The following is a 24769-nucleotide window of genomic DNA, read 5'->3' as shown; positions in this document are numbered from 1 at the left end:
CGACCCTGGCCGCCGTCGGGACCAGGGACACCTCCGCCGCGGCGGTGTGGCACGTGCCCCACCCGGGGGTGACCACGGGGCGGGCGCTGGCCGCCGAGGCGTGCCGGCAGGCGGGCACGCGGCTACGGCTCGTGCGGCACGGGAGTGCCCGGATGCGCGTGGTCGGCTCCGTGGTCCCGCTGGCGCGCGAGGGCGCCGAGATGGTCTACCAGTTCGAGCAGCCGTTCGTGGTCGACGGCAGCCGGGCGGCCCGGGCCTTCGGGCTCACCCCCACCCCGTACGAGGAGGGCGTGCGCCGGACCCTGGCCGCGCTGCGGGCCGCCTCGGGTGGCTCTGCACCCGTCGTCGGCCGGCCCTAGGCTGCGGGTCCCGGTCCCGGTCCCGGCCCGGCAGGAGGACCCGTGCGCACCCTGCTCAGCAACTTCCGCAACTTCGCCTTCTCCGGCAGCCTCGTCGACCTGGCCGTCGGCCTGGCGATCGGAGCGGCGTTCGCGACGGTGGTCGAGTCACTCGTGGGCGACATCATCCTGCCGCTGGTCGCGGCGGTCTTCGGGGAGCCGAGCTTCGACGCCCTCGTGCTCACGGTGAACGGCGGGGAGATCCGCTACGGCTCGTTCCTGACGGCGCTGGTCTCGTTCCTGCTGCTGGCCCTCACGATCATGTTCCTGGTGCAGGCCGTCCGACGGGCCACCGGCCGGGAGACCGCCGGGGCGCAGGGCAACCGGGAGTGCGACCACTGCAAGAGCTTCATCCCGGTGGATGCGTCGGTGTGCATGTTCTGCACGCGGGACGTCGACCCGATCGTCTCCTGAGACGCCCCGTCCGCCCGCGGCGGCGTGGCTTCCCGCAGCGCAGCGGGCGGACCAGACTGCCGGGGGGAGCGCGACGACACGGGGCCAGGCCGACGACCGCCAGGGGGACGACGATGCCCGACCACCCGGTACCCGACCCCGGCAGGTCCCTCGAGGGGCCGCTCGCGCCGGTCACCGAGGAGATCACCGCGTTCGACCTGCCCGTGACCGGGACGCTGCCCGCCGAGCTGCACGGGCGGTACCTGCGCAACGGCCCCAACCCGCTGGGCCTCGACGACCCGGTCCAGCACTGGTTCGTCGGTCCCGGCATGGTGCACGGGGTCCGGCTGCGCGACGGCCGGGCCGAGTGGTACCGCAACCGCTGGGTGCGCTCGCGGCAGGTGGCGGAGGCGCTGGGGGAGCGGTGGGCCGGAGGGCCGGTGCACGCCGGCATGGACTTCGCCGCCAACACCCACGTCATCGCGCACGGCGGACGCACGCTCGCCACCGTCGAGGCCGGCGCGTTGCCGTACGAGCTCACCGACGAGCTCGAGACCGTCGGCCCGTGCGACTTCGGCGGCACGCTGCCGGGCGGCTACGCCGCGCACACCAAGCTCGACCGGCAGACGGGGGACCTGCACGCCGTCGCCTACTTCTGGGGCTGGGACCACCTGCAGCACGTCGTCGTGGGCCCCGACGGGCGGGTCAGCAGCACCACCGACGTCCCGGTCGCGGACGGGCCGATGGTGCACGACTTCGCGCTGACCGAGCGGTACGTCGTCCTGCTCGACCTCCCGGTGACCTTCAGCATGGCCGCCGCGACCGCCGGTTCGTCCCTGCCCTACGGGTGGAACCCGGCGCACCCGGCCCGGGTCGGGCTGCTGCCGCGGGAGGGGACCGCCCGCGAGGTCCGCTGGAGCGAGGTCGACCCGTGCTGGGTGTTCCACACGCTCAACGCGTACGACGACGGCGACCGCGTGGTGGTCGACCTGTGCCGCTACGGGGGCTCCTACGACCTGTCGGCCCTGTCCGGGCAGGGCCCGCTGACGCTGGACCGCTGGACCGTCGACCCCGCCGCGGGCAGGGTCGGCCGGCAGTGCCTCGACGACCGCCCGCAGGAGCTCCCGCGCACCGACGACCGGGTCGTCTCCCGGCCGCACCGCTACGGCTACAGCGTGGTGACCGGGGAGGCCGGCCCGGCCACCGTGCGGGTGGACGGTTCCTTCGCCGACGACGCGTTCACCGACGCGCTGCTGAAGCAGGACCTGGCCACCGGCCGCGTCGAGGTGCACCGCTTCGGCCGCGACGCCGTCGTGGGCGAGGCCGTGTTCGCCCCGTCGGCACCCGACGCGGCCGAGGACGACGGCTACGTCCTCGCCTTCGTGCACGATCCCGACCGGGGCGCCACCGACCTGGTGGTCCTCGCCGCGCAGGACTTTCCCGGCGGCCCCGTCGCCCGCGTCCACCTGCCGGCGCGCGTGCCGCTCGGCTTCCACGGCAGCTGGGTCCCCGACCGGTGAGCCGCTGCCTGGTGAGGGCGGTCCTCGCCACCTCCCGGGCGTCGAGCGGGCTCGAGCACACCGGCCCCGGTCCCTCAGTCGGCGCGGTCCGCCTCGGCGTCCATGACGGCGTCGTCCCGGCTGGCGAAGGGCCCTGCAGTGCGGCCGTCGGCGCGACACGTCCACCGGTAGCCGTCGGGGGTCTGCTCGACGAGGTAGCCCTCCGGGTCGGACGGCCCGTGACCCGGGCGTTCCCAGGGGTCGGTCATGTGAACTCCAGGTTCTTGAACCGCACCCCGGCGGAGGCGCAGCCGAGGTGGACGACGGGCACGGGGCGGTGGGTGGTGTCTGCGACGGCCACGCCCTCGCCGCCGGCACGGGTGAAGAGCAGGCCCGGGCCGGCGACGGTGATCCGGAGCGGCACGTAGGCACCCATGGGCAGCGCCGTTCCTCCCGTCGAGGACGCCAACGGGGTGGCGACCCCGTCGACGACCCGGTGGACGTCCAGGGTGCCGTCCGCCCGCAGGACGAAGAGGTAGCCGTCGGTGCCGGCCGACGAGCCGGACGACGGCCGGTACGGGTGGTCATCGGTGCTCAGGAGGACCCACCCGCAGCTCGTGCGGCCGTCCGCGCAGGTCGCGTCCATGCGCAGGTCGAGGCGCAGCGTGAAGGCGGCCGGGTCCGGCGGGACCAGGAAGCCCATGAGTGTGGAGGTGGCGGTGCCGGAGACGTCGAAGCCCCAGGAAGCGTCGTCCGCGTGGAACCGGCCGCGGCCGCCGTCCGGCAGCATCCCGGGCAGCCAGACCTGATGCGCGAACAGGTCCGAGGTACGCCGGCCCGCGTCGCCCGCGATGTAGACCGGGTCGTCGGAGAAGATCGCGTCCACGCCGTCGGCGACGAGGACGTCTCGCTGGTGCCGGCGGTTGACCGTGTGACAGGCCACCTCGATCCCCGCCGCGTGCGCTTGTGCGCACACCGCCGGGGTGACGTGGCCGGCCTCCGGACCGATCCAGGCGATGCCCTCGACGGCGGCCCGGAGGACGTCGGTGCTGCCGAGCCAGATGACGTCCCACCCCCGTGAGCGCGCCAGCCGGCAGTCCGCGAGTGCGTAGGACTGGAGCAGGACGGACGCCGGGCGGATCCCGCGTCGCTCGAGTGCGTCGATCACCGGGCCCATCGCGTCGCTGCTCTTGGCCTCGACGCAGAGGAGGACGCGGTTGCCGAACTCGACCAGCACCTCCTCGAACAGCGGAGGACGCAGCCCGTCGGGCCAGCCTCCGCCGAGAGTGACCGAGGCGTCGATGTCGAGCTGTTTCCACGACACCGACGTGTGGTCGGCGACGTTGCCGCTGGAGGTCGTCATGCGGTCCACCGTGCCGTCGTGCATGACGCCCAGGCCGCCGTCGGCGAGCGTCGACACGTCCTGCTCGATGACAGCCAGGCCCTGGCCCACTGCGACCCGGTAGCCCTCCATCGTGTGCTCCGGGACCTGCATGGCCCCGCCGCGGTGGGCGATGACGAACGGCCGGCTCAGGTCGGCGAAGTCCACGTGGTGATCCTGGGGCCTCGGGCCCGCGGCCGGGGTGGGAGTGGCCGCCCGGCGCCGGCTCCGGGGTGACCGTCGGCCCCCGGTCGTCAGGGCCTCCCCACCGCGACGGGATACTCGTCGGGACGCGGTCCACCGGCGGTCCCGCGGTGGAGGAGGTCCTGCGAACGTGCCCAGAGCCCTGCTGCTCGAGAACATCGACCCGGTGGCGGCCGACCTGCTCGGCACCGCCGGCTACGAGGTCGAGTCGCTGCGCGGCGCGCTGGACGAGACCGACCTGGTGGCCGCGCTCGACGGCGTCGACGTGCTGGGTATCCGGTCGAAGACCCAGGTGACCGCGGAGGTGCTGTGTCGCCGTCCCGGCCTGGCCGCGGTGGGTGCGTTCTGCATCGGCACCAACCAGATCGACCTGGCCGCGGCCGCGACGGCGGGGGTGGCGGTGTTCAACGCGCCGTACTCCAACACCCGCAGCGTGGTCGAGATGGCGATCGCGGAGATCATCTGCCTGGCCCGGCGGCTGGTCGACCGGGACCGGTCGCTGCACGCCGGCACCTGGGACAAGTCCGCGGCCGGCAGCCACGAGATCCGCGGGCGGACGCTCGGCATCGTGGGCTACGGCAACATCGGCAGCCAGCTGTCGGTGCTGGCCGAGGCACTGGGCATGCGGGTGCTCTTCCACGACCTCGAGGACAAGCTCGCGCTCGGCAACGCCGAGCGCTGCGACACGCTCGAGGAGCTGCTCGAGCGGGCCGAGACGGTGACGCTGCACGTCGACGGCCGGGCCGGGAACGCGGGCCTGTTCGGTGCCGAGCAGTTCGGGCGGATGCGCCGGCGGAGCCTGTTCCTCAACCTCTCCCGCGGCTTCGTCGTCGACCACGAGGCGCTGCGCGACCACGTCCTCAGCGGCCACATCGCCGGCGCCGCGGTCGACGTCTTCCCCGAGGAGCCGCGCGAGCAGGGCGACCCGTTCACCTCCGTGCTGCGCGGCCTGCCCAACGTCATCCTCACGCCGCACGTCGGCGGGTCGACCAAGGAGGCGCAGCACGACATCGGGCGGTTCGTCGCCGGCAAGCTGGTCGAGTACACCGGGGCGGGGACGACGACGCTGAGCGTCAACCTGCCGACCGTGGCTCTGCACGGGTCCTCCGCGGCCCGCTTCGCGCTGCTGCACCGCAACGAGCCCGGCGTGCTCGCGCGCGTCGACGCGCTGGTCGGCGAGCACGGCCTCAACGTCGACGGCCAGGTGCTCGCCACCCGCGGGGAGCTGGGCTACGCGGTCACCGACGTCGGCGCGGCGCTGCCCCCGGAGCTGCTGGCCGCGCTCAGCGCGCTGCCGGAGAGCGTGCGCCTGACGACCTTCGGGTCGCGCACCGGCTGACTCCCCGGCCGGCGACGACGTCGCGCCGGGTCGCTCGACCGCTCGCTCTTCCCTGGGGCCTGGACGCCGTCCTGCACCCGACGTCCCGAGCCGAGGAGACGTCCGCCGCGGCGCCGCCGTCACGCTCCCCGCGCGGGCAGGGAGGCACGCCTCCCCGCGCCGGGCGCACGGACACCCCGGCCCCGCGCCGGCACGCCGACCAGCAGGTTCAGCGTCGCGCCGATCGCCGCGCCCAGGGCCGCGCCACCGATGACGTCCAGCGGTACATGCGCGCCCAGGAACACCCGGGCCACCGAGTTCAGCAGCGCCAGGGCGACGAGGACCGCCAGCCACCGCCGCCGCACGTAGGGGGCGAGCAGGACGACGATGCCCGCGGTGATCACCGCGTGCCCGGAGGGGTAGGCCACGCCGGCCGACGGCACGTCCCGCAGCACCACGTCGGGCAGGATGCTGCCGGGCCGCTCCCGCTGGACCAGGCCCTTCACCAGTTCGCCGTGCACCAGCAGCTTCAGCGGCACCAGCAGGGCCAGGGCGAGGACCAGCCGCCAGCGGCGCAGCACCAGCGCCGGGATCGCCACCAGCAGCGGCATCCCCAGCACCCCCAGCAACTGGAAGGCGTACAGGGGTTCCTCCAACCAGTCCGGCCAGTAGTTGACCCAGTCGAACACCGCCTCCTCGACCGGGCTGACGTCCCCGGAGGAGACGGCCCAGGAGCACAGCACCGTCAGGGCCGTGGTGGCCAGCAGGGTGACGACGTCGGTACCGCGTCGGCGGTACACAGTGGCCGCTGCCGGCGGCCGTCGACGCGTCACGGACCGGCTCCGACCCGTGCGGCCCGGTCCTGACCCGCACCGTGCCGCCACAGCAGCCACGTGACGATGCCGGTCGGGATGGGGAGGAACCAGGTCAGGAAGCGGAACAGCAGCACCGCGCCGGCGGCCGCGGCCGGGTCCACGCCGACGGCCGTCAGCCCGGCGACGTAGCTGAGCTCGGCGACCCCCAGGGCGCCCGGCGTGATCGGCACGAGCGTGACCAGCCGGGTGAGGGAGAAGACGGCCAGGACGACCACCCACGGGACGTTGGCACCCCGACCGTCGACGGCGCGCAGGCAGGCCAGCAGCACGAGGAACAGGGCCGCGTGGCTCCCGACCGCGGCGGCGGTGAGCTGCACCCAGCGGTGCCGGATGAGGTCCAGGGACCCGGTGCGGAACCGGTCGGTGCGCGCCACCCAGCCCGACGGCGGCTGCCGCCGCACCGCTCGAGCGGCCCGCCCCGCGGCCCGCTCGGCGGCCGCGGCCAGCACCGCGGCGGCCCGGCCGTGGCTCAGGACCGCCACCAGCGCGCCGACGCCGAGCAGGAGGACGCCGCTGCCGACGAGGGCGGCGGTGCCCAGCCCGGGATCGACGTCCCCGACCAGCGCCACCCCGCCCAGCGCGACGGCGGGGGTGGCGAGCTTGACGAGGGTGTTCCAGACGCCGGTGAGCGCCACGGCGCGGGTGATCGCCGCAGGCGAGAAGCCGAAGGAGTGGTACATCGCCACGTTGGTGCCGACGCCGAACGCGAAACCGACGGGGACGGTGTTCGAGACCGCCGTCGAGGCCTGGTCGGACAGCACCGCGCGACCGAGGGACAGCCCGGGCATCGCCGCCATCCAGAGCGGGGCGTAGGAGAACAGGTTGACCAGCGCGATCACCCCGATGCCGGCGACCTCCAGCGCGGTGAGGCCGCGCACGAGCTCCCAGGCCGCGGAGTAGTCGGCGATCCGCGGCAGCACCCCGCCGAAGACCGCGACCACCACGGCCACCGTGAGGGCGGCCCGCCCCACGGGCCCGGTGAGGACCCGGCGGAGGGGGTGCCGCGGCTGGTCGGCCGCTACGGCGTTCACGCGCCGAAGCGGTGGTCGAAGCGGGCCGACAACACGCCACCGATCAGGGCCGGTCCCCAGAACACCAGCAGCCGGAAGGTGAACGCGGCGGCGCAGGCTCCGGCCAGTGGCGCGCCCAGCGCGGTCAGCGCCAGGACGAGGGCGACCTCGGCAGCCCCGGGCGCGCCCGTCACCGGCAGGACCGACCACAGCAGGTGCAGGCCGGCGTACACCGTCGCGGTCGCCAGGAGGGGCACCGCCCCCCCGACGGCGTGCATCGCGGCGGCCAGCGCCGCGCCCTCCAAGGCGACGCCGGCGGCCGTCCAACCCAGCTGCGCGCCGCGCATCCACAGGGCACGGCGTGGGGCGGTCAGATGCCCGCGCAGGGTCAGGGTCACGTGCCGCCGGACGTCCGGACCGGTGTCGTGCCGCCGGGCCAGCCACTGGCCGGCCAGCACCAGCGCCCAGGCGCCGAGCCCGAGTGCGACGGCCGGGACGAGCGCCTCGGGCGTCTGCCAGCTGCCGAGGTGCCCCTCCACCACCGCCAGCCCGGAGGTGACCGCGGCGACGAGCACTGCCGCGACGATGGCCCCGGCGACGTACCGGTCCACCGCCCGCTGTGCCTCCTCCGGGGAGACCCCGGCACGCTCGAGGAACCGGGCAGCCGACCGGCGCCAGCCCTCGCCGCCGTGCAGCAGTGACGCCTCCTCGGCCACCATCGAGGCAGCGTAGGTCCGGCCCAGCGCCAGCCGGCGGTCGATGGTCAGCAGCGCCGCAGCGGCGGTCGCCGCCCGGGCCAGCACGGCGAGCACCAGGGCGGCGCCGAGCCAGCGCCAGCCGCCGCGCTCGACGGACCCGACGAACGCCGTCGCACCGGCCAGCAGCGGGACCCCGACGAGCACCAGCACGGAGCCGGCGGCCACCGCCAGCCGCGCGGCGAGCCCGGGCCGGCCGAACTCCGGCCGGTCCGGGTCGGGCAGGGCCAGCCGGCGGCGGATCGCGCCGCGCAGCCGGTCCAGGCCGGAGCGGTCCTCGCGGATCTCGGCGCGGGTCACCGCCGACAGGGCCAGCGGCGTCAGCCCCGGCAGCGCCCGGGCCACGGCGTCGGGCCCGAGGACGTGGATCGTCGAGTCGGCCACCAGCGCGGGGTCGACCCGCAGCGCCAAGGAGGCCATGAGCTCGGCGACGTCGCCGGCCAGCGCGTCGTCGTCGGCACCGTTGAGGGCGTTGCCGAAGTCGACCACCCACACCCGTCCGTCGGCGTCGACCAGGACGCTGGACGCCACCAGGTCGTGGTGGGCCACCCGTGCCGCCCGCAGCAGGGCCACCTGCTGCCACACCCGGCGCAGCAACTCCGGCGTGAGCTCGTCGGCCGGCAGCTCGTCGATCCCTCGGCCGGTCACGTACTCCTGCACGACCACCGCGCCGCGCTCGTCACCCCGGGCCAGCAGCACGGGCGGAGCGGAGACCCCGCGCTCGCGCGCCGTCATGGCGACCACCGCCTCGTGCTCGGCCTGCTGGCCCAGCGGTGCGACGGCGTCGCCGTCCTTGATGTCACGTACGGCCAGCAGGCGCCACAGCCGGTAGAGCCAGTCCCGCTCGTAGCGGTCCGGCTCGAGGAACTTCACGTAGAGCCGGCGGCCGCGCTCGTCGACGGCCTCGAACGGGTGCGAGCTGCGCGCCTCGACGGAGGCCGGCCGGAGGTCGCGCACGGACAGGCCGAAGCGGTCGAGCAACTGTCCGACCCGCGCCACCGCGACCTCCCGGCGCGGGATGCCGAACACCCAGTGCACCAGCGAGCCGATCGCCCAGCCCAGGCCCAGCCCGCCGACGACGTCGAGCGGCAGGTGCGCCCCGACGTAGACCCGCGCGAGGGCGACCGTCCACGCCAGGGTCCACGCCCAGCGTCGACCGCGGCGGGACAGGTAGGGCACGACGGCGGTGGCCAGCGCGGCGGCCACCGCGGAGTGCCCGGAGACGAAACCGAGGCCCGTGACCGGACCCTCCGGGAAGTTCACCTCGACGGCGAAGCCCCCGGGGCGCTCCCGTTGCACCACGTTCTTCACCAGGTCCGCGGCGAAGTACGCGGCGACCCCGGAGACCAACACGTCCCGCGCCATCCGCAACCGGCGGGCCAGGGCGGCCACCCCGGCGACGACCGGCACCGCCAGGACGTTGCCCAGCTGCATCACCGCCCAGACGACCGGGAAGACCGTCGCCGGCAGGTCGTTGACGAGCTGGAACACGTCGCGCTCGAAGACGGGGAGGCGGCCACGCTGGGCGACGAGGAAGCCCAGGCCGAGCACCGCCAGACCCAGGGCCACCCGTACCAGGTCGACCGGGTACCGCTGCACCGGCCGACGACCCCGCCGCGCCGGGCGGCAGGCCCGGAGGTCCGGGTCGGCTGGGCCGATGACGCGGGAGGTCATGCCGGGAGTCCACATCCCGGAGGCCTCGTGGAGCAGGGTCTTCCGGTCCAGGCCGGCGTGTCCGGGGTCCCGGCGACGTCTCAGCGCCGACGTCCCCGGCGGAGGTACGCCGGCGGCCCGACCCGGTTGACCGCGATTTCCACCGCCCACACGCCCCTGCGACCGGCCACCCCGGCCGGACGACGGCGGGCCAGGTCGGACGAGGCGGGAACGGCCGGCACCGGCTGCGCCACGACCGCGGCCACGAGGCCGAGCCGCTGCCACGGGCCGAGGTCCCCGCCACCGGCGCTGCACCATCGCGGCCTCCTCCGCCGTCGTCCGGTCCGGCTCGACCCGTCCGACGCGCGGGCGGGGCACGAGGGTCTCCGGCCGCCGGGCCCCGGTGTCGCACGCCGCACCGCTGAGGGACCTCCGGCCCGCCGCACCGTGGACGGAGGGCGGTGTCGGGGTCGCGCGAGCCGCCGGAGGCTCGGGGGCAGTCCGCCGTCGGACGGCGTGACCGCGCGGTCCGGGCGGACGACGTCGAGGAGGAGTGCCGTGACCGAGACCCATCCGCCCTACCCGGTGCGGGTCGACGCGTCGATGGACGCGCCGCTGTCGCGCTGGCTCTGGCTGGTCAAGTGGATCCTGCTGATCCCGCACTACGTCGTCCTGGCGTTCCTCTGGACCGCCTTCGTCGTCCTGACCGTGGTCGCCTGGTTCGCGATCCTGATCACCGGGCGATACCCGCGTGCGCTGTTCGACTTCAACCTCGGGGTGCTGCGCTGGAGCTGGCGGGTGCACTACTACGGCTACTCCGCCCTGGGCACCGACCGGTACCCGCCGTTCACCCTCGCCGACGTGCCGGACTACCCGGCCCGGCTGGACGTCCCGTACCCGGAGCGGCTGTCCCGCGGGCTGGTGCTGGTCAAGTCGTGGCTGCTCGCCATCCCGCACTGGCTGGTGCTCGCCGTCTTCGCCGGCGGCGGCATCTGGATCAGCACGGGAACCGCGGACGACGTGCGGTGGGACAGCAGCTGGGGTGCCGGCGGACTGATCGGGCTGCTGGCGCTGATCGTCGGGATCGTGCTGCTGTTCACCGGGCGGTACCCGGCGCCGCTGTACGACTTCATCCTCGGCATGGACCGGTGGGTGCTGCGGGTCGCGGCCTACGTGGCCCTGATGACCGACCGGTACCCGCCGTTCCGGCTCGACCTGGGCGGCGCCGACCCGGGCACCCGACCCGTGGGCCCGGCCGGGCCGCCGCCGGTGAGCCCCGCGGCCGCGACGTCGGCTCCCGGCGCCCCCGTGCCGCAGCCGCCGCACCACCGGACGCCGGAGCGGTGGACCGCCGGGCGGGTGGTGGCCGTCGTGGCCGGCGCCGTGCTGCTCCTGGCCGCCACCGGCCCGATCGTCGGCGGCGCCGCGCTGGCGTGGGCCGACACGAGCCAGCGCGACGACGGCTACGTGTGGTCCGTGACCGACGACCTCTCGACCGCCGGCTCCGCCCTGACCGTCGACGACATCACGCTCGACACTGCCGGGGACGAGTGGGTCGTCGACGAGTTCATCGGCGACGTCCGCGTCGAGGCCACCGCGGCGGACCCGGGGACCAGCCTCTTCATCGGCGTGGCGCGGTCCGCGGACGCCGACCGGTACCTGGCCGGGGTCGGGCACGGCCGGGTCGGCGAACTCGGCTCGGACGGCGGCCTCGGGGTCACCGACGAGATCAGCGGCGGAGCACCGGCAGCCCTCCATAGGGACGAGGACGTCTGGGTCGCCCAGACCGAGGGGACCGGCACCCAGACCCTGCAGTGGACGCCGTCGGACGGTGACTGGACGGTCGTGGTGATGCGCGCCGACGGCGCGGCGGGGGTGGACGTCGACGCGCGCGCCGGCGTCACCGTGCCCGCGCTGCCGTGGATCTGGTCCGGGCTGCTCGTCGTCGGCGCGGTGCTGGCCCTCGTCGGTGCGCTGCTCGTCGCGCTCGCGGTGCGTGAGGCCCGGTCGGGCCCGGCCGGGCCGGTCTACCAGCCCTACGGCCCGCCGCCGGCTCCGGCCGCCGGTCCCTCCGCCGCGCCCCCGGCGCCGCCCGCGCCGCGGCCCGCGCCGGCGGACGCGCCGCAGGCCGGCACCACCCCGGGGACCGAGCGGTGACCCGCCGGGTCCGCCCACGGTCCCGGCCGCAGGACCTCGCCTGGCGCCGGGTGGCTGTGCCCGCCGCGGCCGCGGGCGCGCTGGCCGTGGGGGCACTGGCGGCCGGGGCGTTCGCCGTCGGTGCCCTCGCGGTCGGCGCGCTGGCCGTCGGCCGCCTGGCGCTCGGCCGGGCGGAGGTCGGGGAGCTGCGCATCGCGCGGCTGCACGTCGGCGAGCTGACCCTCGACCGGCCGCTGCGCGGGCCGGGGTCCGCCGGCGTCCCGGCCGGCTGACGGCCGTGGCCGCGAAGGTGCGCGGCGTGCTCGCGCCCGGACCGCCGTACCCGGGGTGGGCTGCGGGTCGCCGCCGGTGCACCTCGGCGGGTTCGCTCCGGACCACCCCCGGCCGGCGGAGTCCGGCCGGGGGCCGCTTCCCGGCCCGGCGGGGGACCGGAGCGGAGCATGAGCTCCCCGATCGAGCGGGCGAGTGCGGCGACGGGACTCTAGGTCCCGGATCGGCGTGCCCCTCGCGCCGCGACGGCCGCCGCACCGGGGGTGGGTCGGGACGCGGGGTCCTCCGGGGAGCTCCGGGGCACGGGGAGGAGCCGGGGACGGGGAGCCGGCGCCGCGGCGGGCAGCCCGCCCCAGTACTGCCGGCCGGTGCGGACGACGGCGGTCCAGCACAGCACGGCGGGGACGGCGGCGGCCACCCCCAGGGCCGTCGCCGTCCAGGTGACAGCCGCGGACGCCCCCGCGCCGCCGGGTGGCGTCGGGGACCACACCGCGCCGACCGGAACGAGACCGGCCAGCGCGAGGCACCCCGCGGAGGCGAACGTCGCCTTCCCGGCCCAGGCGGCACGCGCGAGCAGTCCGCCGCCGGCCGCGGCGGCGGCCGGGAGGACGACCAGGTCGGCGAGGGCGCCGGCGCTGCGGACCGGGAGCCCCCCGGCGACCGGCCCTACCGGCAGCTGCCGCGCCATGAGCAGTCCCCAGACCGCGGCGAGCAGGAGCGGACCCACCAGCACCCGCGTCCGGCGCTCGAGGGTCACCGCACCGGCCGGCAGCGCGCGCCACGCGGCGACGGCCACGGTGGCGGCGAGGAGCAGGACGGCCAGGACCAGGAGGTGCGGCGGAGCTCCGCCGTCCGTCGTCCCGGACCGGCCGCGACCGACCACCGTGCCGGCGGCGAGGTACCCGACGGCCGAGGACGCGGCCAGGGCCACCAGCGCACCGGTCCTCCGCCCGTGCCGGGTCGACCAGGCGGTGAGCAGGAGGACGACGGCCGGTAGGGCGAGGGCCACGGCCCCGGCGCCGGGGGGAGCCGCGACCGCCGAGGAGCCGATGCCTCCCGGGTCCGGCAGCTCGTGGGCCGCGAGGACCACGGTGCCCGCTCCCAGGAGCGCCGTCGGGGCCGGCAGCAGGCCCGGTCGGCTCGGGCGCGGGGTGGCTCGGTGCGGCTCGGTCACGGGGGGTCACGTTCCGCCGGGGAGGAGCGGTCCGCCGGGGCCGAGGGTCCTCGTCGCGGGGGACCAAGGGCCCGGGGTGCGGCACGGTCGGGAAGCGGCACGGTGTGCACCGGAACCCTGGCACCCAGGGACGTCGGTCCCTGCCGGCCTGCCCCGTTGCCGCGCCTAGCCTGTCGGCGTGGCCTCGCGGCAGCGTGCTGGCGGGAGGCGGGCCGGAGTGCTGCGAGGGAGGGGGTGGCCGGTGGCGGAGGAGCCCGACACGATCGACGTCTTCCTGCTCGACGACCACGAGGTGGTCCGCCGAGGGGTGGTGGACGTGCTCGGGGCCGACCCCGGCATCGCGGTCGTCGGGGAGGCGAAGAACGCCGCGGAGGCCCTGGCCCGGGTGCCGGCCCTCAAGCCGGACGTCGCGATCCTCGACGTCCGGCTGCCCGACGGGGACGGCGTCTCGGTCTGCCGCGAGCTGCGGTCGAGGATGCCCGAGCTCAAGGTGATCATGCTGACGAGCTACAGCGACGACGAGGCGCTCTTCGAGGCCATCCTGGCCGGCGCCTCGGGCTACCTGCTCAAGCAGATCCTCGGCTCGGACCTCGTCACCGGCGTGCGGACCGTGGCTGCGGGCGGCTCGCTGCTGGACCCCACGGCCGCGACCGCGGTGATGGAGCGGCTGCGCCGGGCCGCCGAGCCGGCCGGTCCCGTGGCCACGCTCAGCGAGCAGGAGCGCACAGTGCTCGAGCTCATCGGCGAGGGGCTGACCAACCGGCAGATCGGGGAGCGCATGTTCCTCGCCGAGAAGACCGTGAAGAACTACGTCTCCCACCTGCTGGCCAAGCTCGGCCTGGAGCGCCGCACCCAGGCCGCGGTGCTCGCCACCGAGCTGCGCGGTCCCTCCGCGGGCTCGCGCGGCCGCTGACCGGCGGGACGACTGCCGGCCGACCGGGCCAGGACGGCGGCCCCCCTGCAGGGTCCCGCCGCGAGCTCGCGAGTGGTGGGGGCCTAGGGGTCCTCCCTCAGCGCAGCGGCGCCCACCAGCGCAGCCGGGTGCCGCCCTCGGGCAGCGCCTCCGCACTCGCCCCGCCGCCCCGCCGGACGGCGCGTTGCTCGACGTTGCGCAGGCCGCTGCGTGCGGCACGGGGGTCGATGCCGCGCCCGTCGTCGGTCACCTCCAAAACGACCTCGTCGGTGACGTCGAGGGTCACGGTGACGTGGTCGGCGCCGGAGTGCCGGGCGGCGTTGCTCACCGCTTCCCGGGTGACCGCCTCGACGTCGACGGCGAGGTCTCCGGTGACCAGGCTGTCCACGGCACCGGACGTGCGCACGGTGGGGCGCAGGTCGGGTCCCGCCGTCTCGGTGACGACGTCGAGCACCCGTCGCCGGAGACTCGTCGAGCGGTCGACGTCCGCGGTGCTGTGCAGGTCGAAGATCGTCGTCCGGATGTCCCGGACGGTCTCGTCGAGCTGACCGATGACCGCGCCGATCCGGCGCTGCGCGTCGGGGTCCTGGACGCGGGGGATCACCGACTGCAGGCTCAGGCCGGCGGCGAACACCCGCTGGATGACGTGGTCGTGCAGGTCGCGGGCGATCCGGTCGCGGTCCTCGTACACGTCGAGCTGGCGCGCCACCCGCTGCCGGGCCGCGAGGTCGAGCGCCGCGGCCGACTGGTCGACGAAGGCGGCGACGAGCGGCGCCGTGGTCGCGTCGAACGCCGGCGCCCCCGCACGTCGTGCGGCGATGACGACGGCCTGCTCGCTCTGCGTCCCCCTGAGGGGCACGGCGATGCAGGGTCCCCAGTCCATGTCGTCGTTCGGTCCCCGGTATTCCGTGCCCCGGAGGTCGACGGTCACGACGCCGTCGGCCGCTGCCACGGCCTCGAGCACCGGGTCGTCCTCGGTCGTCAGCCGCCGGCCGGTCAGGTCGTCGAGGCCCTCGCCGACCTGGACGCGGACCTCGAAGGCGCCGTCGTCGGGGGAGGGGCCGACCACGATCCACGCGCCCTCGGCCCGGGTGAGCTCGCGGACCCGCGTGGCCACCAGCCGCAGCGCCTCGTCGGGCGACGGCGCGTCGAGCAGGCCGGCCCGCACGTCGGAGATCGCGGTGGTCCACCGCCGCCGCTCCTCCGCCTCCTCGTACAGCCGGGCGTTGTCGATGGCGATTCCGGCCGCACCGGCGAGCGCGGTGAGGACCGCCTCGTCCTCGGCGGTGAACTCGCCGCTGCGCTTCTCCGTCAGGTAGAGGTTCCCGAACACCTCGCCGCGCACCAGGACCGGGACGCCGAGGAAGGTGCCCATCGCGGGGTGGTGCGCCGGGAAGCCGACGGAGGCCGGGTGCCGGCCGAGGTCGGCGATGCGCAGGGGGTGGGGTTCCCGGATCAGCTGGCCGAGCACCCCCTTGCCCTCCGGCAGGTGGCCCATCCGTGCGCCCAGCTCGTCGTCGATGCCCACGTGGATGAAGGCGGCCAGTCCGCCCTCGGGCGCCAGCACGCCCAGCGCTCCGTAACGCGCCTCCACCAGGTCGGTGGCCGCCTCGACGATGCGCCGCAGGGTCGTCTCGAGGTCCAGCCCGGTCGAGACGGTGAGGAAGGCGTCCAGCAGGTGCTGGACGCGGGCCTGGGTCCGGGCCACGGTCGCCAGTCGGTCCTGCACCTCCTCGAGCAGCTCGGTGAGCCGCATGCCTGCCAGAGGCGAGTCCGCCGGGCTGTCCGGGCGGGCGGTGTGCGGGCGGGTCGGCATGGTTGCTATCACCCCGCATCCGAGCCTGGCACGTGGCGCAACGGACCGGAACCCGGTCGCTGCGGGCGCCGTGGGACGTCGGTCGCCGGGGAGGTCGGTCAGCGGTCCCGGGGTCCGGTCCGCCACCCGCTCAGCAACCCGATCCCCAGGGCCACGTACCGGCCGCCGCGGCCCGTCGGCCTCGGGTGGGACCAGGGGAGCGCGTCGAGGGCCGCCGTCTCGGCCGGGTCGTCGACCGCCCGGGACGGGCCGACCACGGTGACGCTCCACCCCGTGCCGGTGTCCCCGTCGTAGGCGTCGACCCCGAGGGCGACCACCGCGCCCCGGGCCCTGGGCAGGTAGGGGCTGCCGGCCGGCGCCGGGATGACGACCTCGCCACCGTGCAGGCAGTACGGGACGGGCTGGATGGCCGGCAGGGCGTTCCGGGTGAAGGCGAGCCGGCCGAGCCGGCCGCCGAGCAGCAGGACCCGGCACTCGACCTCGTCGAGCGGGACGACGACCGGGTCCGGGTCGGTGGTGGGCATGGGGGTCCGGACGTTCAGCCGAGGGCCCCGGCGGCCTCGGCACGGGACCGGGGGTGAGTCGTCATCGTCGTCCCCTCAGGCGTTCGCGGGCGCCGCGCGGGTGGGGTCCTGAGCGGTGACCTCCCTGGCCTGCACGGCGCCTCCTCCGCGGCGGGTTCGTGTGCCGGACGCTAGGAGGCGGGCCGACGACCTCCCAGGGTCGGCGGGCGCACCCGGGCCGGGACCTCCGTCCCTCCTCGCCGGGTGGGGGCGAGGGGCCGGCCAGGGCAGTGCCGCGGCCGGGTGCGCAGTGGCGGTGCGCTGCACGGTGCACGCCCTGCCGGGGTCCGGTCGTGCGGCCGGACGACGCCCCGCGGGCCCGCGACCGGCGCCGGCCGGGGTCGAAGGTCCCCCGGAGCCGGGCCGAGCGCCCGCGGTCCCCGCCCGGTGCGGCGGGCCAGGCTCGGGCCGGCAGGGACACCGGAGCAGCGTTCAGGGGTGGCGGCGTGAGCAGGGAGCCGACGGGCACGGGGGCGGCAGCACGTGCGGACAGCAGGACCGGGGCGGCCGACAGCGCCCGGGTGGTCCGCCCCGAGCCCTCACCCGTCGCCGCCCCCGCTCAGCCGTCCGGCGTCCCGGCCCGGGTCTGACCCGCCGGCCGGGGACAGCGGTGCGTGCGTGGGTGGTCGACGCGCCGGGCCCGGTCGACGGCGGCGCCCTCCGGCGGGTCGAGCGGGAGGAGCCGGTGCCGGGGCCGGGTCAGGTGCGGGTCGAGGTCTCCTGCTGCGGCGTGTGCCGCACCGACCTGCACCTCGCCGAGGGCGACCTCCCGCCCCGACGGCCCGCGGTGACACCCGGGCACGAGATGGTCGGCCACGTCGGCGCCCGCGGCCCGGGCGCCGACCGGTTCGCCGTGGGGGACCGGGTCGGGGTGCCCTGGCTGGGCGGCACCGACGGCAGCTGCCGGTTCTGCCGGCGCGGCGAGGAGAACCTCTGCACCGCGCCGGTCTTCACCGGCTGGGACGTCGACGGCGGCTACGCCGACGCCTGTCTGGTGGACGAGCGCTTCGCCCACCCGCTGCCGGACGGGCTGGACGACGAGCAGGCCGCGCCGCTGCTGTGCGCCGGGATCATCGGCTACCGGGCGCTCCGGTGCGCCGACGTGCCACCCGGGGGGGCGGCTCGGCGTCTACGGCTTCGGTGGCAGCGCCCACCTCACCGCCCAGGTCGCGATCGCGCAGGGGCTGCGGGTGCACGTGCGCACCCGCGGCGAGCACAACCGGCGGCTGGCCGAGGAGCTCGGCGTCGACTCGGTGGGGACGACGACCGACGCGCCCCCCGAGCCGCTGGACGGCGCCATCCTGTTCGCCCCGGCCGGTGAGCTGGTCCCGGTCGCGCTGCGGGCGCTCGACCGCGGGGCCACCCTCGCCGTCGCCGGGATCTGGCTCTCGACGATCCCGGCGCTGGACTACACCACCGAGCTGTTCCAGGAGCGCCGGCTGCGGAGCGTCACCGCCAGCACCCGCCGCGACGGGGAGGAGTTCCTCCGGCTGGCGGGCCGCCTGGGCGTCCGCGCCACCACCGTCGCCTACTCCCTGGACGACGCCCCGCGAGCGCTGTCGGACCTGGCCCACGGACGGTTCGCCGGCGCGGCGGTCCTGCACGCCTGATCCTCCCGGGGACCCGCGCCGGGGACCGAGGGCCCGGGTCGACGGGCCCTGGGTCACGGGAGGTGGCATCCCGACGACGGTAGCTTCGGCGCATGACCGAGCAGATCGACGTGGACTTCGACGACGAGGGCGTGACCCGGGTGGCGGACGTCCCCGGCGGGGTCCTGGTCGGGCACGACGGGTCCGAGTGCGCGCAGGAGGCCCTGCAGTGGGCGGCGCGGCTGGCGGCCCGCGCCGGCTTCCCGCTGCACGTGCTGCGCGCCTGGAAGATCACCACGGCGCCGCGCCCGGCGACCTGGGCGCCGGGCTACGTCCCCCCGTTCGAGGACTTCGAGAAGGCGGTGTGGGCCGACCTGGAGGCCGACGTCGTCGCCGCGGCGCTGGACCCGGCACTGTCGGTGACCTGTCACGTCACCCACGGCACGGCCGTGCGCGGGCTGATCGAGTCGGCGGTGCGGGCCGACCTGCTCGTGGTCGGGGCCCGCGGCCGCGGCGGCTTCGCCGGCCTGGTGCTCGGCTCGGTGAGCGACCAGTGCGTGCGCCACGCGCCCTGCCCGGTCACGGTCGTCCGGACCGGGACCGGCGCGGCTCCCGCCGGTGCCTGACACCGGGCGCCGGCACTCGTGACACCGGGGACGCCGCAGGAGCAGGTCCGCGAGGTCGTCGTGGGGGTCGACGGGTCCGACGGTTCCCGCCGGGCGCTGTCGTGGGCGCTGCAGGAGGCGCGGCTGCGCGGCGTCGGGGTCCGCGCGGTTCCCGTCTGGACCGGGGGACGGCCGCGGGGCGACGGCGACGGTCCCGCCGCCGTCGCGGAGTTCGAGCAGGCCGTCGAGGCGCGGGTGCGGGCCGACGCCGCCGAGGCGGCGCAGGCCACGGGCGCGTCCGGGGTGCCGGTCCTCGTCGAGGTGCGGTACGGCCACCCCGCGAGGTCGCTGATGGCGGCGGCCGGGGACGACGCGGTGCTGGTCGTCGGCTCCCGCGGCACGGGTGGCCTCCGGGGCCTGCTGGTGGGCTCGGTGAGCCAGCAGTGCGCCCAGTACGCGGACTGCCCGGTCGTCGTCGTCCGCGGCGACGTCCCGGGGGAGCGGGTCCCGGAGCTCCGGCGGGTCGTCGTGGGCGTCGACGGCTCCGACTCCTCGGTGGCCGCGGCCCGCCTCGCCTCCGCCGAGGCCGGGCTGCGGAACGCGGGGCTGCACGTCGTCCACGCCTGGGCCGACACCGTCTCCGGGTACGGCGGCCTCCCCTGGGTGGTGCCCGACACCACGCTGGCGGAGCAGGCGCAGGCGACCCTGCGCGAGAGTCTGCGTGCCGCCGGACTGGACGCCGCCCCGGGCGACCGGGTCCGATCGGAGGTCCGCCAGGGGATCGACTGGGACGTCCTGCTCGACGTCGCCGAGGGGGCCGACCTGCTCGTGGTGGGTTCGCGCGGCCGCGCGGGATGGGCAGGGCTGCTGCTCGGGTCGGTCGGCCTGCACGCCGTCACCGCCGCACCCTGCCCGGTCCTGGTGGTCCGGCCCCCCGGCACGGTCGGCTGACGGCGTCCCCCGTGCGCCGGGGACCGGGCGTGGCCGGCGCGGGGTCTGCCACCATGCGGCCGTGGACCTCGAGGAGACCCTGCTGCCGGGCGTCGGCGTCCGGTACCGGCTGCGGACCCGGTCCGGCGAGGTCCTCGCCATCGTCCTCGGCCGCGAGGGCGGGGCCGAGGTCGCCGTCTACGACCGACGCGACCCCGATCGCGCCCGGGGCGTGCTGCGGCTGGAGCCCGACGAGGTCGACGCCGTCGCCGAGGTGCTCGGCGCCCCCCGCCTGACGCAGCGCTTCGCGGACCTGTCCCGCGAGGTCCCGGGGCTGGAGTCGGGGCGCTTCCCGATCCGCGAGGGCTCCCGCTTCGCCGGCCGGCCGCTGGGGGACACGCGGGCACGCACGCTGACCGGCTGCTCGATCGTGGCGGTGGTGCGGGACACCGACGTCGTCCCGTCGCCGGGGCCGGGCGACCTGCTGCACCCCGGGGACGTCGTTGTCGCGATCGGGTCGGCCCGCGGCCTGGCGGACCTGGAGCGGCGCCTCGACGAGCCCGCGTAGCGGCCACGGTGGAACACGTCGCCCAGCTGCTGCTCGAACTGGGCCTGCTGTTCTTCGGGCTGTCGCTCATCGGTCTGCTGGCCCGCCGGCTGGGCCTGTCGTCGGTGCCCTTCGTGCTGTTGTCCGCGCTGGCGCTCGGCGAGGGCGGGATCGCGCCGCTGACGACGTCGGAGCCGTTCATCGAGGCCGCCGCGGAGGTCGGCGTCGTCCTGCTGCTGCTCGCCCTCGGCCTGGAGTTCACCGCCGGGGAGCTGTTCGCGTCGCTGCGCCACCACGGCCCCTCGGGTCTGGTGGACCTGCTGCTCAACGCGCCGCCGGGCTTCGTCGCGGGACTGCTGCTCGGTCTGCCGTGGCAGGGCGCGCTCGCCCTGGCCGGGGTCACCTGGATCTCCTCGTCGGGCATCGTCGCCCGGCTGCTCGGCGACCTGGGGAGGTTGGCCAACCGGGAGACCCCCGCGGTGCTGTCGGTGCTGGTCCTCGAGGACCTGGCGATGGCGCTGTTCCTCCCGCTGCTGGCCGTCGCGCTCGCCGGCGGAGGGCCGGCGACGGCGGCGGCGGGCGTCGCGCTGGCGGCGGGCGCCGTCGGGCTGGCCCTGCTGGCCGCGCAGCGGCAGGGCCACCGGCTCGGCCGGCTCCTGGCCTCCGACGACGACGAGCAGGTGCTGCTGCGCCTCATGGGGCTCACCCTGCTGGTCGCCGGGCTGGCGCAGGCGGCGGGGGCGTCGGCCGCGGTGGGGGCGTTCCTCGTCGGGCTCGCGCTGCCCGCCACGGTGGCCGACCGGGCCCGGGCGGTTCTGGGGCCGCTGCGCGACCTGTTCGCGGCGATCTTCTTCGTCGCCTTCGGGCTGTCCACCGACCCGGGCGCGGTGCTGCCCGTGCTGCCCGCCGTCCTGCTGCTGGCGCTCGTGACCGCCGCGACCAAGGTCGCCACCGGCTGGTTCGCCGCCCGGCGGGACCAGGTCGCGGTGCCCGGCCGGCTGCGCGCCGGGACGGCCCTGGTGGCCCGCGGCGAGTTCTCCGTCGTCATCGCCGGGCTCGCCGTGGCGGCGGGCATCCCGGAGCTCGGTCCCGTGGCCACCGGCTACGTGCTGGTGCTCGCCGTGGCCGGCCCGGTGCTCACCCGCTTCACCGAGCCGCGTGCTCAGCGCGCCGGCCCACGACCGCCGGCACCCGGGCGGACGGCTCCCTGACCCCGGCGGTGCGACGGCGCTGACCCGTCGGCGCGGCCGAGGTCCTCGATCCGCGCCGTGGACGGACCCCGCCGGGCGGACGCGGATCGCGCCGCGGCCTCGGCCTCGCGGAACACCCGCAGGACGTTGCCGCCGACCAGCCGGACGCACTCGTCCCGGCTCCACCCCCGGTCGAGGAGCTCGGCGATCAGCGCGGGGTAGCGGGAGACGTCCTCCAGCCCGTCCGGCAGGTCCTCCACGCCGTCGTAGTCCCCGCCGAGGCCGACGTGGTCGACGCCGGCCACCCGCCGCACGTGCTCGACGTGGTCGGCGACCTGCGCGAGCGTCGCCCGCGGACGGGGGTGGTCGGCGAGGTACTCACCCGCCACCGCCGCCCGCACTCCGGCGTCCCTCGGGTCGAGTCCGCGGCGCTCCACCTCGGCCCGGAGCCCGAGCGTCCACGCGGCCGCATTGGCCGGACCCGTAGCGGTCGGGGGTGGGTCGGACGGCCAAGACCGGTCACCTGCCTTGCCGAAGCACGCCCGCCGCGCGCCGAACCGCGGCGAGCGCCGCCGGGCCGGCCGGTCCGCTGACCGCACGGGAGCGGCCACCGCGGTCGCGTGCGCCCGGGACGCCGAGCAGGATCGTCCCGGCGGCGTCCCGCGGGGACGCCGCGGCGCGCACCGGCGGGAGGAGCGGGTCCCGACATGGCGATCAGCGAGGTCGACCTGCGGCGGCGGTGGTCCGAGGGGCGGCCGTGCCACGGGCTGTGGAGCCTGCTTCCCGGCGCGGTGACCGGCGAGGTGCTCGCGCGGACCGGGCTCGACTACGTCGTCGTGGACCTGCAGCACGGCGCCGTGGCCGAGACGGACCTGCCGGGCGTCGCCGCGGCGATCACCGCGGCGGGCTCGGTGCCGCTCGTCCGCACTCGCAGTCCGGCCTTCGCCGACGTCGGGCGGCCGCTGGACCTGGGCGCCCGTGGCGTCGTCGTGCCCAACGTGCGCGACGCCGACCACGCCCGCCAGGTCGTCGCCGCCGGCCGGTACGCCCCGGCCGGCGGGCGGTCGGTCGGCCGGCTCTCCGGCGGCGCCGACCAGCCCCTCCTGATCGTGATGGTCGAGGCCGCGACCGCGCTCGACGACCTCGACGCCGTCCTCGCCGTCGAGGGGCTGGACGGCGTGTACGTCGGCCCGGGCGACCTCTCCCTGTCGCTGGGGCTGACCGGCCCCGAGCACCGGGCGGAGCTGCGCGGTGTGCTGTCCTCGATCGTCGCCCGGGCCGCTGCCGCGGGCGTGCCGGTCGGCGTCCACGCCTACGACGGCGAGGAGGCCGCCGGCTACGCCGCCGAGGGCGCCACCATCGTCACGGTCGCCGTCGACACCGTCTCCCTCGGCCGGGCCGTGAGCTCCTCCCTCGGCGTCGCCCGCGGCCGCTCGGGGTCGGACGCGGGCTGACCGGCCGCCCGGTGAGGCGCGCTACGCGGTCACCGACGTCGGCGCGGCAGGGAGCCGACCGCCGCTGCGCGGCGACGGGATGGGCGGGACGGGTGCCGGGGTGCCGCGTCGTCCGCCGGGCCGGGCCGGCGGGGTCAGCAGGCCGGCGTCGTGGGCCCGCTGGACCGCCATCAGCCGGTCGCGCACGCCGAGCTTGCGGTACAGGTGCTCGAGGTGCTTGTGCACCGTCCGGGGCGACGTGTCGAGGCGGCGGGCGATGGCCCGAGCGGTGAGGCCTGCCCCGAGCAGGGTGAGGACGGCGAGCTCGCGGTCGGTCAGGCGGCGGTCCCGGACCCGGTCGTCCTGCCACTCCGGCACGTCCCGGAGCACCCGGTGCTGGCGGACCAGCGCGGCCAGGGCCGGGAGGACCAGGGTCGCCAGCTCGGCGTCGGTGTCGGCGTAGTCGTCGTCGGGACGGCTCACCACGTACGCCTCGACCCCCGCGCCCACGCGGAGCGGCAGGGCGAGCTGGTGGGTGATGCCGAACGGCCGGGCGAACTCCGACCACTCCGCGCACACCCGCGGGCCGGCCACCGAGCGGGGCACCCTGCCCAGGATCTGCGGGGCGGCGCTGCCGGTCACGGCGTACCAGCGGATGAGCGGGTGGGTCGTGGCGTCGGGGAGCGCCCCGGACGGCGGCGTCGTCGGCAGGAAACCGGCCGGCCAGCCGGCCACGACGTGGTCCACCCACGCGTCGTCCACGACGTTGAGCGAGCAGCAGGCGGCACCGAAGGACTCGAGGAGCAGGTCGGCCACCTGGGCGTGGGGGAACTCCCGTGCCCCGGGCTGCCCTTGCAGGACGTCGCCGACGAGCTGCAGCCACGCTGCGTGGCACCTCGTGGTGCGCGGCACGCAGCGCAGCGTAATCCGCCGGCGCCGGATCGTATAGGTCGTCCGCGCACGGTGCCCGGTCCCCTGTCCGCCACGGATACGCACAACTGCGTAGGGTCCCGGCGCTCGCAGGTGAATAACGTTGCTGTTCCGCATCTCGAGCGCGTGCGTCAGGGGGAGCCATGCCGGTCGGAGCCGTCAACCCGCGTCCGAGGACCGCCCGTGCGCACGGGCCGGACCGCGCCGGCCAGGTCCTCCCGGGCCACGTCCCCTGACCCGTGCCGGCGGCACCGGACCGCTGGCCGTCCCGACACGAGGGAGCCCTTCCGTGGACCGTCCACTCGGAGCCCGCGTCCGGCTGCTCGACGGCTTCGGGCTGGAGCTCCCCGGCCGCGCGGGGCCGACGGCCGTCGACGACCTGCCGCGTGCGGTGCAGCGGCTGGTCGCGCACCTGTGCCTCGCCCGCCGGACGACCCGGACGGCGGCGGCCGGCCGGCTGTGGCCCGACGTCCCCGAGGACCACGCGCTCGGCAGCCTGCGGTCGGCGCTGTGGCGGCTGAACCGGGTGGCGCCCGGCCTGGTCGAGGCGTCGGGGGGTGCCCTGCGCCTGGCGGCGGACGTCCGGGTCGACGTCCGTGACCTGACCGACTGGGCGCGGCGGGCCACCGCCCCGCCAGCGGGGCCCGGGGACGTCGCCATGCCGGACGCGGCTGTCCTCGGCGACCTGCTGCCCGGGTGGTACGACGACTGGGTGCTCCTGGAACGGGAGCGGCTGCGGCAGCTGCGCATGCAGGCACTGGAGGCCGTGGCGGCGCGGCTCGCCTCCCTCGGCCGCCACGGCGAGGCCCTCGAGACCGCCCACGCCGCGATCCGCGCCGAACCGTTGCGGGAGAGCGCGCACCGGACGGTGGTCGGCGTCCACCTGGCGGAGGGCAACGTGGCGGAGGCGGTCCGGGCCTTCGAGTTCTTCCGGACGATGCTCGACGAAGAGCTGGGCGTGCCGCCGTCCGAGCGGATGACCCGGCTCGTGCAGCACGTCCTCCGGTCGCGCCGGGGGCTGTCCGCGGCGCCCGCGGGCTGCCCGGGCCACCGCGAGCCGCCCCCCGGCGGTGAGCTGCTCGGCAGGCGGGCGACGTCCGGCTGACCGGGCACGGCCGGTCCCTCGCCCGGCACGGCTCATCCGAACGGGGGACTGCGCCGCGTCG

The 24769-nt window shown here is 76.7% G+C and carries 24 protein-coding genes and 1 pseudogene; 15 read left to right on the top strand and 10 right to left on the bottom strand.

Features of this window, described 5'->3' with window-relative positions:
- Window positions 1-53 precede the first annotated feature (53 nt).
- The 3 genes from BLW63_RS00670 (at window position 54) to BLW63_RS00660 (ending at window position 2311) form a co-directional block, all read left to right on the top strand.
- On the top strand, window positions 54-359 hold the full coding sequence (locus BLW63_RS00670) for a Rossmann-fold NAD(P)-binding domain-containing protein (RefSeq protein ID WP_139263445.1): 306 nt from the start codon (window positions 54-56) through the stop codon (window positions 357-359).
- Window positions 360-401: 42 nt separating this feature from the next.
- A complete protein-coding gene (mscL, locus tag BLW63_RS00665) occupies window positions 402-812 on the top strand; it encodes a large conductance mechanosensitive channel protein MscL (RefSeq protein ID WP_091150421.1) in 411 nt (136 codons plus the stop codon).
- Between the two features lie 113 nt (window positions 813-925).
- Entirely contained in the window at window positions 926-2311 is a 1386-nt protein-coding gene (locus tag BLW63_RS00660; RefSeq protein ID WP_091150419.1) for a carotenoid oxygenase family protein, read from the top strand.
- A gap of 74 nt (window positions 2312-2385) precedes the next feature.
- Here the strand turns inward: BLW63_RS00660 and BLW63_RS26545 are convergent, their stop codons facing one another.
- Window positions 2386-2559, bottom strand: coding sequence for a hypothetical protein (locus BLW63_RS26545; RefSeq protein ID WP_170856572.1), 174 nt, complete (start codon window positions 2557-2559; stop codon window positions 2386-2388).
- Window positions 2556-3839 carry a glycerophosphodiester phosphodiesterase gene (locus BLW63_RS00655; RefSeq protein ID WP_170856571.1) on the bottom strand — a complete coding sequence of 428 codons (1284 nt, stop codon included), beginning with the start codon at window positions 3837-3839 and terminating at the stop codon, window positions 2556-2558. The genes BLW63_RS26545 and BLW63_RS00655 overlap by 4 nt, the downstream gene beginning before the upstream one ends.
- A gap of 166 nt (window positions 3840-4005) precedes the next feature.
- Between BLW63_RS00655 and serA the strand changes: the two genes are divergently transcribed.
- The gene (gene serA, locus BLW63_RS00650) at window positions 4006-5214 is read left to right on the top strand and encodes a phosphoglycerate dehydrogenase (protein WP_091150414.1); all 1209 of its coding nucleotides are present in this window, start codon (window positions 4006-4008) and stop codon (window positions 5212-5214) included.
- A 119-nt stretch (window positions 5215-5333) separates the two neighbouring features.
- Here the strand turns inward: serA and BLW63_RS00645 are convergent, their stop codons facing one another.
- From BLW63_RS00645 to BLW63_RS00635, 3 genes are read right to left on the bottom strand one after another with little or no spacing between them, the layout of a single operon-like run.
- Complete coding sequence (locus BLW63_RS00645) at window positions 5334-6026, bottom strand: phosphatase PAP2 family protein (RefSeq protein ID WP_139263443.1); 693 nt, start codon at window positions 6024-6026, stop codon at window positions 5334-5336.
- Window positions 6023-7099 carry a lysylphosphatidylglycerol synthase transmembrane domain-containing protein gene (locus BLW63_RS00640; protein WP_170856570.1) on the bottom strand — a complete coding sequence of 359 codons (1077 nt, stop codon included), beginning with the start codon at window positions 7097-7099 and terminating at the stop codon, window positions 6023-6025. Before BLW63_RS00640 ends, BLW63_RS00645 begins: the two co-directional genes overlap by 4 nt.
- Window positions 7096-9507, bottom strand: a complete 2412-nt coding sequence (locus BLW63_RS00635; RefSeq protein WP_091150410.1) for a phosphatase PAP2 family protein — start codon at window positions 9505-9507, stop codon at window positions 7096-7098. The genes BLW63_RS00640 and BLW63_RS00635 overlap by 4 nt, the downstream gene beginning before the upstream one ends.
- A 537-nt stretch (window positions 9508-10044) precedes the next feature.
- Between BLW63_RS00635 and BLW63_RS27665 the strand changes: the two genes are divergently transcribed.
- Window positions 10045-11643 carry a DUF4389 domain-containing protein gene (locus BLW63_RS27665; RefSeq protein ID WP_244522260.1) on the top strand — a complete coding sequence of 533 codons (1599 nt, stop codon included), beginning with the start codon at window positions 10045-10047 and terminating at the stop codon, window positions 11641-11643.
- Window positions 11640-11915 (top strand): hypothetical protein, encoded by a 276-nt coding sequence (locus tag BLW63_RS00625; RefSeq protein WP_211516950.1) that lies wholly within the window; start codon window positions 11640-11642, stop codon window positions 11913-11915. The genes BLW63_RS27665 and BLW63_RS00625 overlap by 4 nt, the downstream gene beginning before the upstream one ends.
- Before the next feature lie 209 nt (window positions 11916-12124).
- Here BLW63_RS00625 and BLW63_RS00620 read toward each other — a convergent pair whose 3' ends face one another.
- Window positions 12125-13087, bottom strand: a complete 963-nt coding sequence (locus BLW63_RS00620; protein WP_091150407.1) for a hypothetical protein — start codon at window positions 13085-13087, stop codon at window positions 12125-12127.
- A 241-nt stretch (window positions 13088-13328) separates the two neighbouring features.
- On the opposite strand from BLW63_RS00620, the gene BLW63_RS00615 reads away from it, so the two are divergent.
- Entirely contained in the window at window positions 13329-14000 is a 672-nt protein-coding gene (locus BLW63_RS00615; RefSeq protein WP_091150405.1) for a response regulator, read from the top strand.
- Between the two features lie 97 nt (window positions 14001-14097).
- Here BLW63_RS00615 and BLW63_RS00610 read toward each other — a convergent pair whose 3' ends face one another.
- Together BLW63_RS00610 and BLW63_RS00605 are read right to left on the bottom strand one after the other, a co-directional pair.
- Complete coding sequence (locus tag BLW63_RS00610; protein WP_211516949.1) at window positions 14098-15756, bottom strand: GAF domain-containing sensor histidine kinase; 1659 nt, start codon at window positions 15754-15756, stop codon at window positions 14098-14100.
- A 158-nt stretch (window positions 15757-15914) separates the two neighbouring features.
- On the bottom strand, window positions 15915-16340 hold the full coding sequence (locus tag BLW63_RS00605) for a pyridoxamine 5'-phosphate oxidase family protein (protein ID WP_091150402.1): 426 nt from the start codon (window positions 16338-16340) through the stop codon (window positions 15915-15917).
- Between the two features lie 115 nt (window positions 16341-16455).
- Here BLW63_RS00605 and BLW63_RS28820 point away from each other — a divergent pair.
- The 6 genes and pseudogenes from BLW63_RS28820 to BLW63_RS00580 form a co-directional block, all read left to right on the top strand.
- A pseudogene (locus BLW63_RS28820) lies at window positions 16456-17394 on the top strand (alcohol dehydrogenase catalytic domain-containing protein); the annotation flags it as partial.
- A 175-nt stretch (window positions 17395-17569) separates the two neighbouring features.
- The gene (locus tag BLW63_RS27660; protein WP_244522259.1) at window positions 17570-17989 is read left to right on the top strand and encodes a hypothetical protein; all 420 of its coding nucleotides are present in this window, start codon (window positions 17570-17572) and stop codon (window positions 17987-17989) included.
- Between the two features lie 92 nt (window positions 17990-18081).
- Complete coding sequence (locus BLW63_RS00595) at window positions 18082-18594, top strand: universal stress protein (protein ID WP_091150400.1); 513 nt, start codon at window positions 18082-18084, stop codon at window positions 18592-18594.
- A gap of 18 nt (window positions 18595-18612) precedes the next feature.
- Window positions 18613-19524 carry a universal stress protein gene (locus tag BLW63_RS00590; RefSeq protein WP_091150397.1) on the top strand — a complete coding sequence of 304 codons (912 nt, stop codon included), beginning with the start codon at window positions 18613-18615 and terminating at the stop codon, window positions 19522-19524.
- Window positions 19525-19585: 61 nt separating this feature from the next.
- The gene (locus tag BLW63_RS00585; RefSeq protein ID WP_091150394.1) at window positions 19586-20071 is read left to right on the top strand and encodes a cation:proton antiporter regulatory subunit; all 486 of its coding nucleotides are present in this window, start codon (window positions 19586-19588) and stop codon (window positions 20069-20071) included.
- An 8-nt stretch (window positions 20072-20079) separates the two neighbouring features.
- On the top strand, window positions 20080-21261 hold the full coding sequence (locus tag BLW63_RS00580; protein WP_091150392.1) for a cation:proton antiporter: 1182 nt from the start codon (window positions 20080-20082) through the stop codon (window positions 21259-21261).
- Here the strand turns inward: BLW63_RS00580 and BLW63_RS27655 are convergent.
- Window positions 21213-21629 (bottom strand): membrane dipeptidase, encoded by a 417-nt coding sequence (locus tag BLW63_RS27655; protein WP_244522258.1) that lies wholly within the window; start codon window positions 21627-21629, stop codon window positions 21213-21215. The genes BLW63_RS00580 and BLW63_RS27655 overlap by 49 nt on opposite strands.
- Window positions 21630-21947: 318 nt before the next feature.
- On the opposite strand from BLW63_RS27655, the gene BLW63_RS00570 reads away from it, so the two are divergent.
- Window positions 21948-22694 carry an HpcH/HpaI aldolase family protein gene (locus BLW63_RS00570; protein WP_091150389.1) on the top strand — a complete coding sequence of 249 codons (747 nt, stop codon included), beginning with the start codon at window positions 21948-21950 and terminating at the stop codon, window positions 22692-22694.
- Between the two features lie 21 nt (window positions 22695-22715).
- On the opposite strand, the gene BLW63_RS00565 is transcribed toward BLW63_RS00570, so the two are convergent.
- On the bottom strand, window positions 22716-23585 hold the full coding sequence (locus BLW63_RS00565) for a response regulator transcription factor (protein WP_244522257.1): 870 nt from the start codon (window positions 23583-23585) through the stop codon (window positions 22716-22718).
- 307 nt (window positions 23586-23892) lie between these two features.
- Between BLW63_RS00565 and BLW63_RS00560 the strand changes: the two genes are divergently transcribed.
- Window positions 23893-24708, top strand: coding sequence for an AfsR/SARP family transcriptional regulator (locus BLW63_RS00560; RefSeq protein WP_091150385.1), 816 nt, complete (start codon window positions 23893-23895; stop codon window positions 24706-24708).
- The last annotated feature ends 61 nt before the right edge of the window (window positions 24709-24769 follow it).

The organism is Geodermatophilus africanus (assembly GCF_900107105.1).
Lineage (GTDB): Bacteria > Actinomycetota > Actinomycetes > Mycobacteriales > Geodermatophilaceae > Geodermatophilus > Geodermatophilus africanus.
This window is presented reverse-complemented; position numbering and strand designations above follow the sequence as displayed.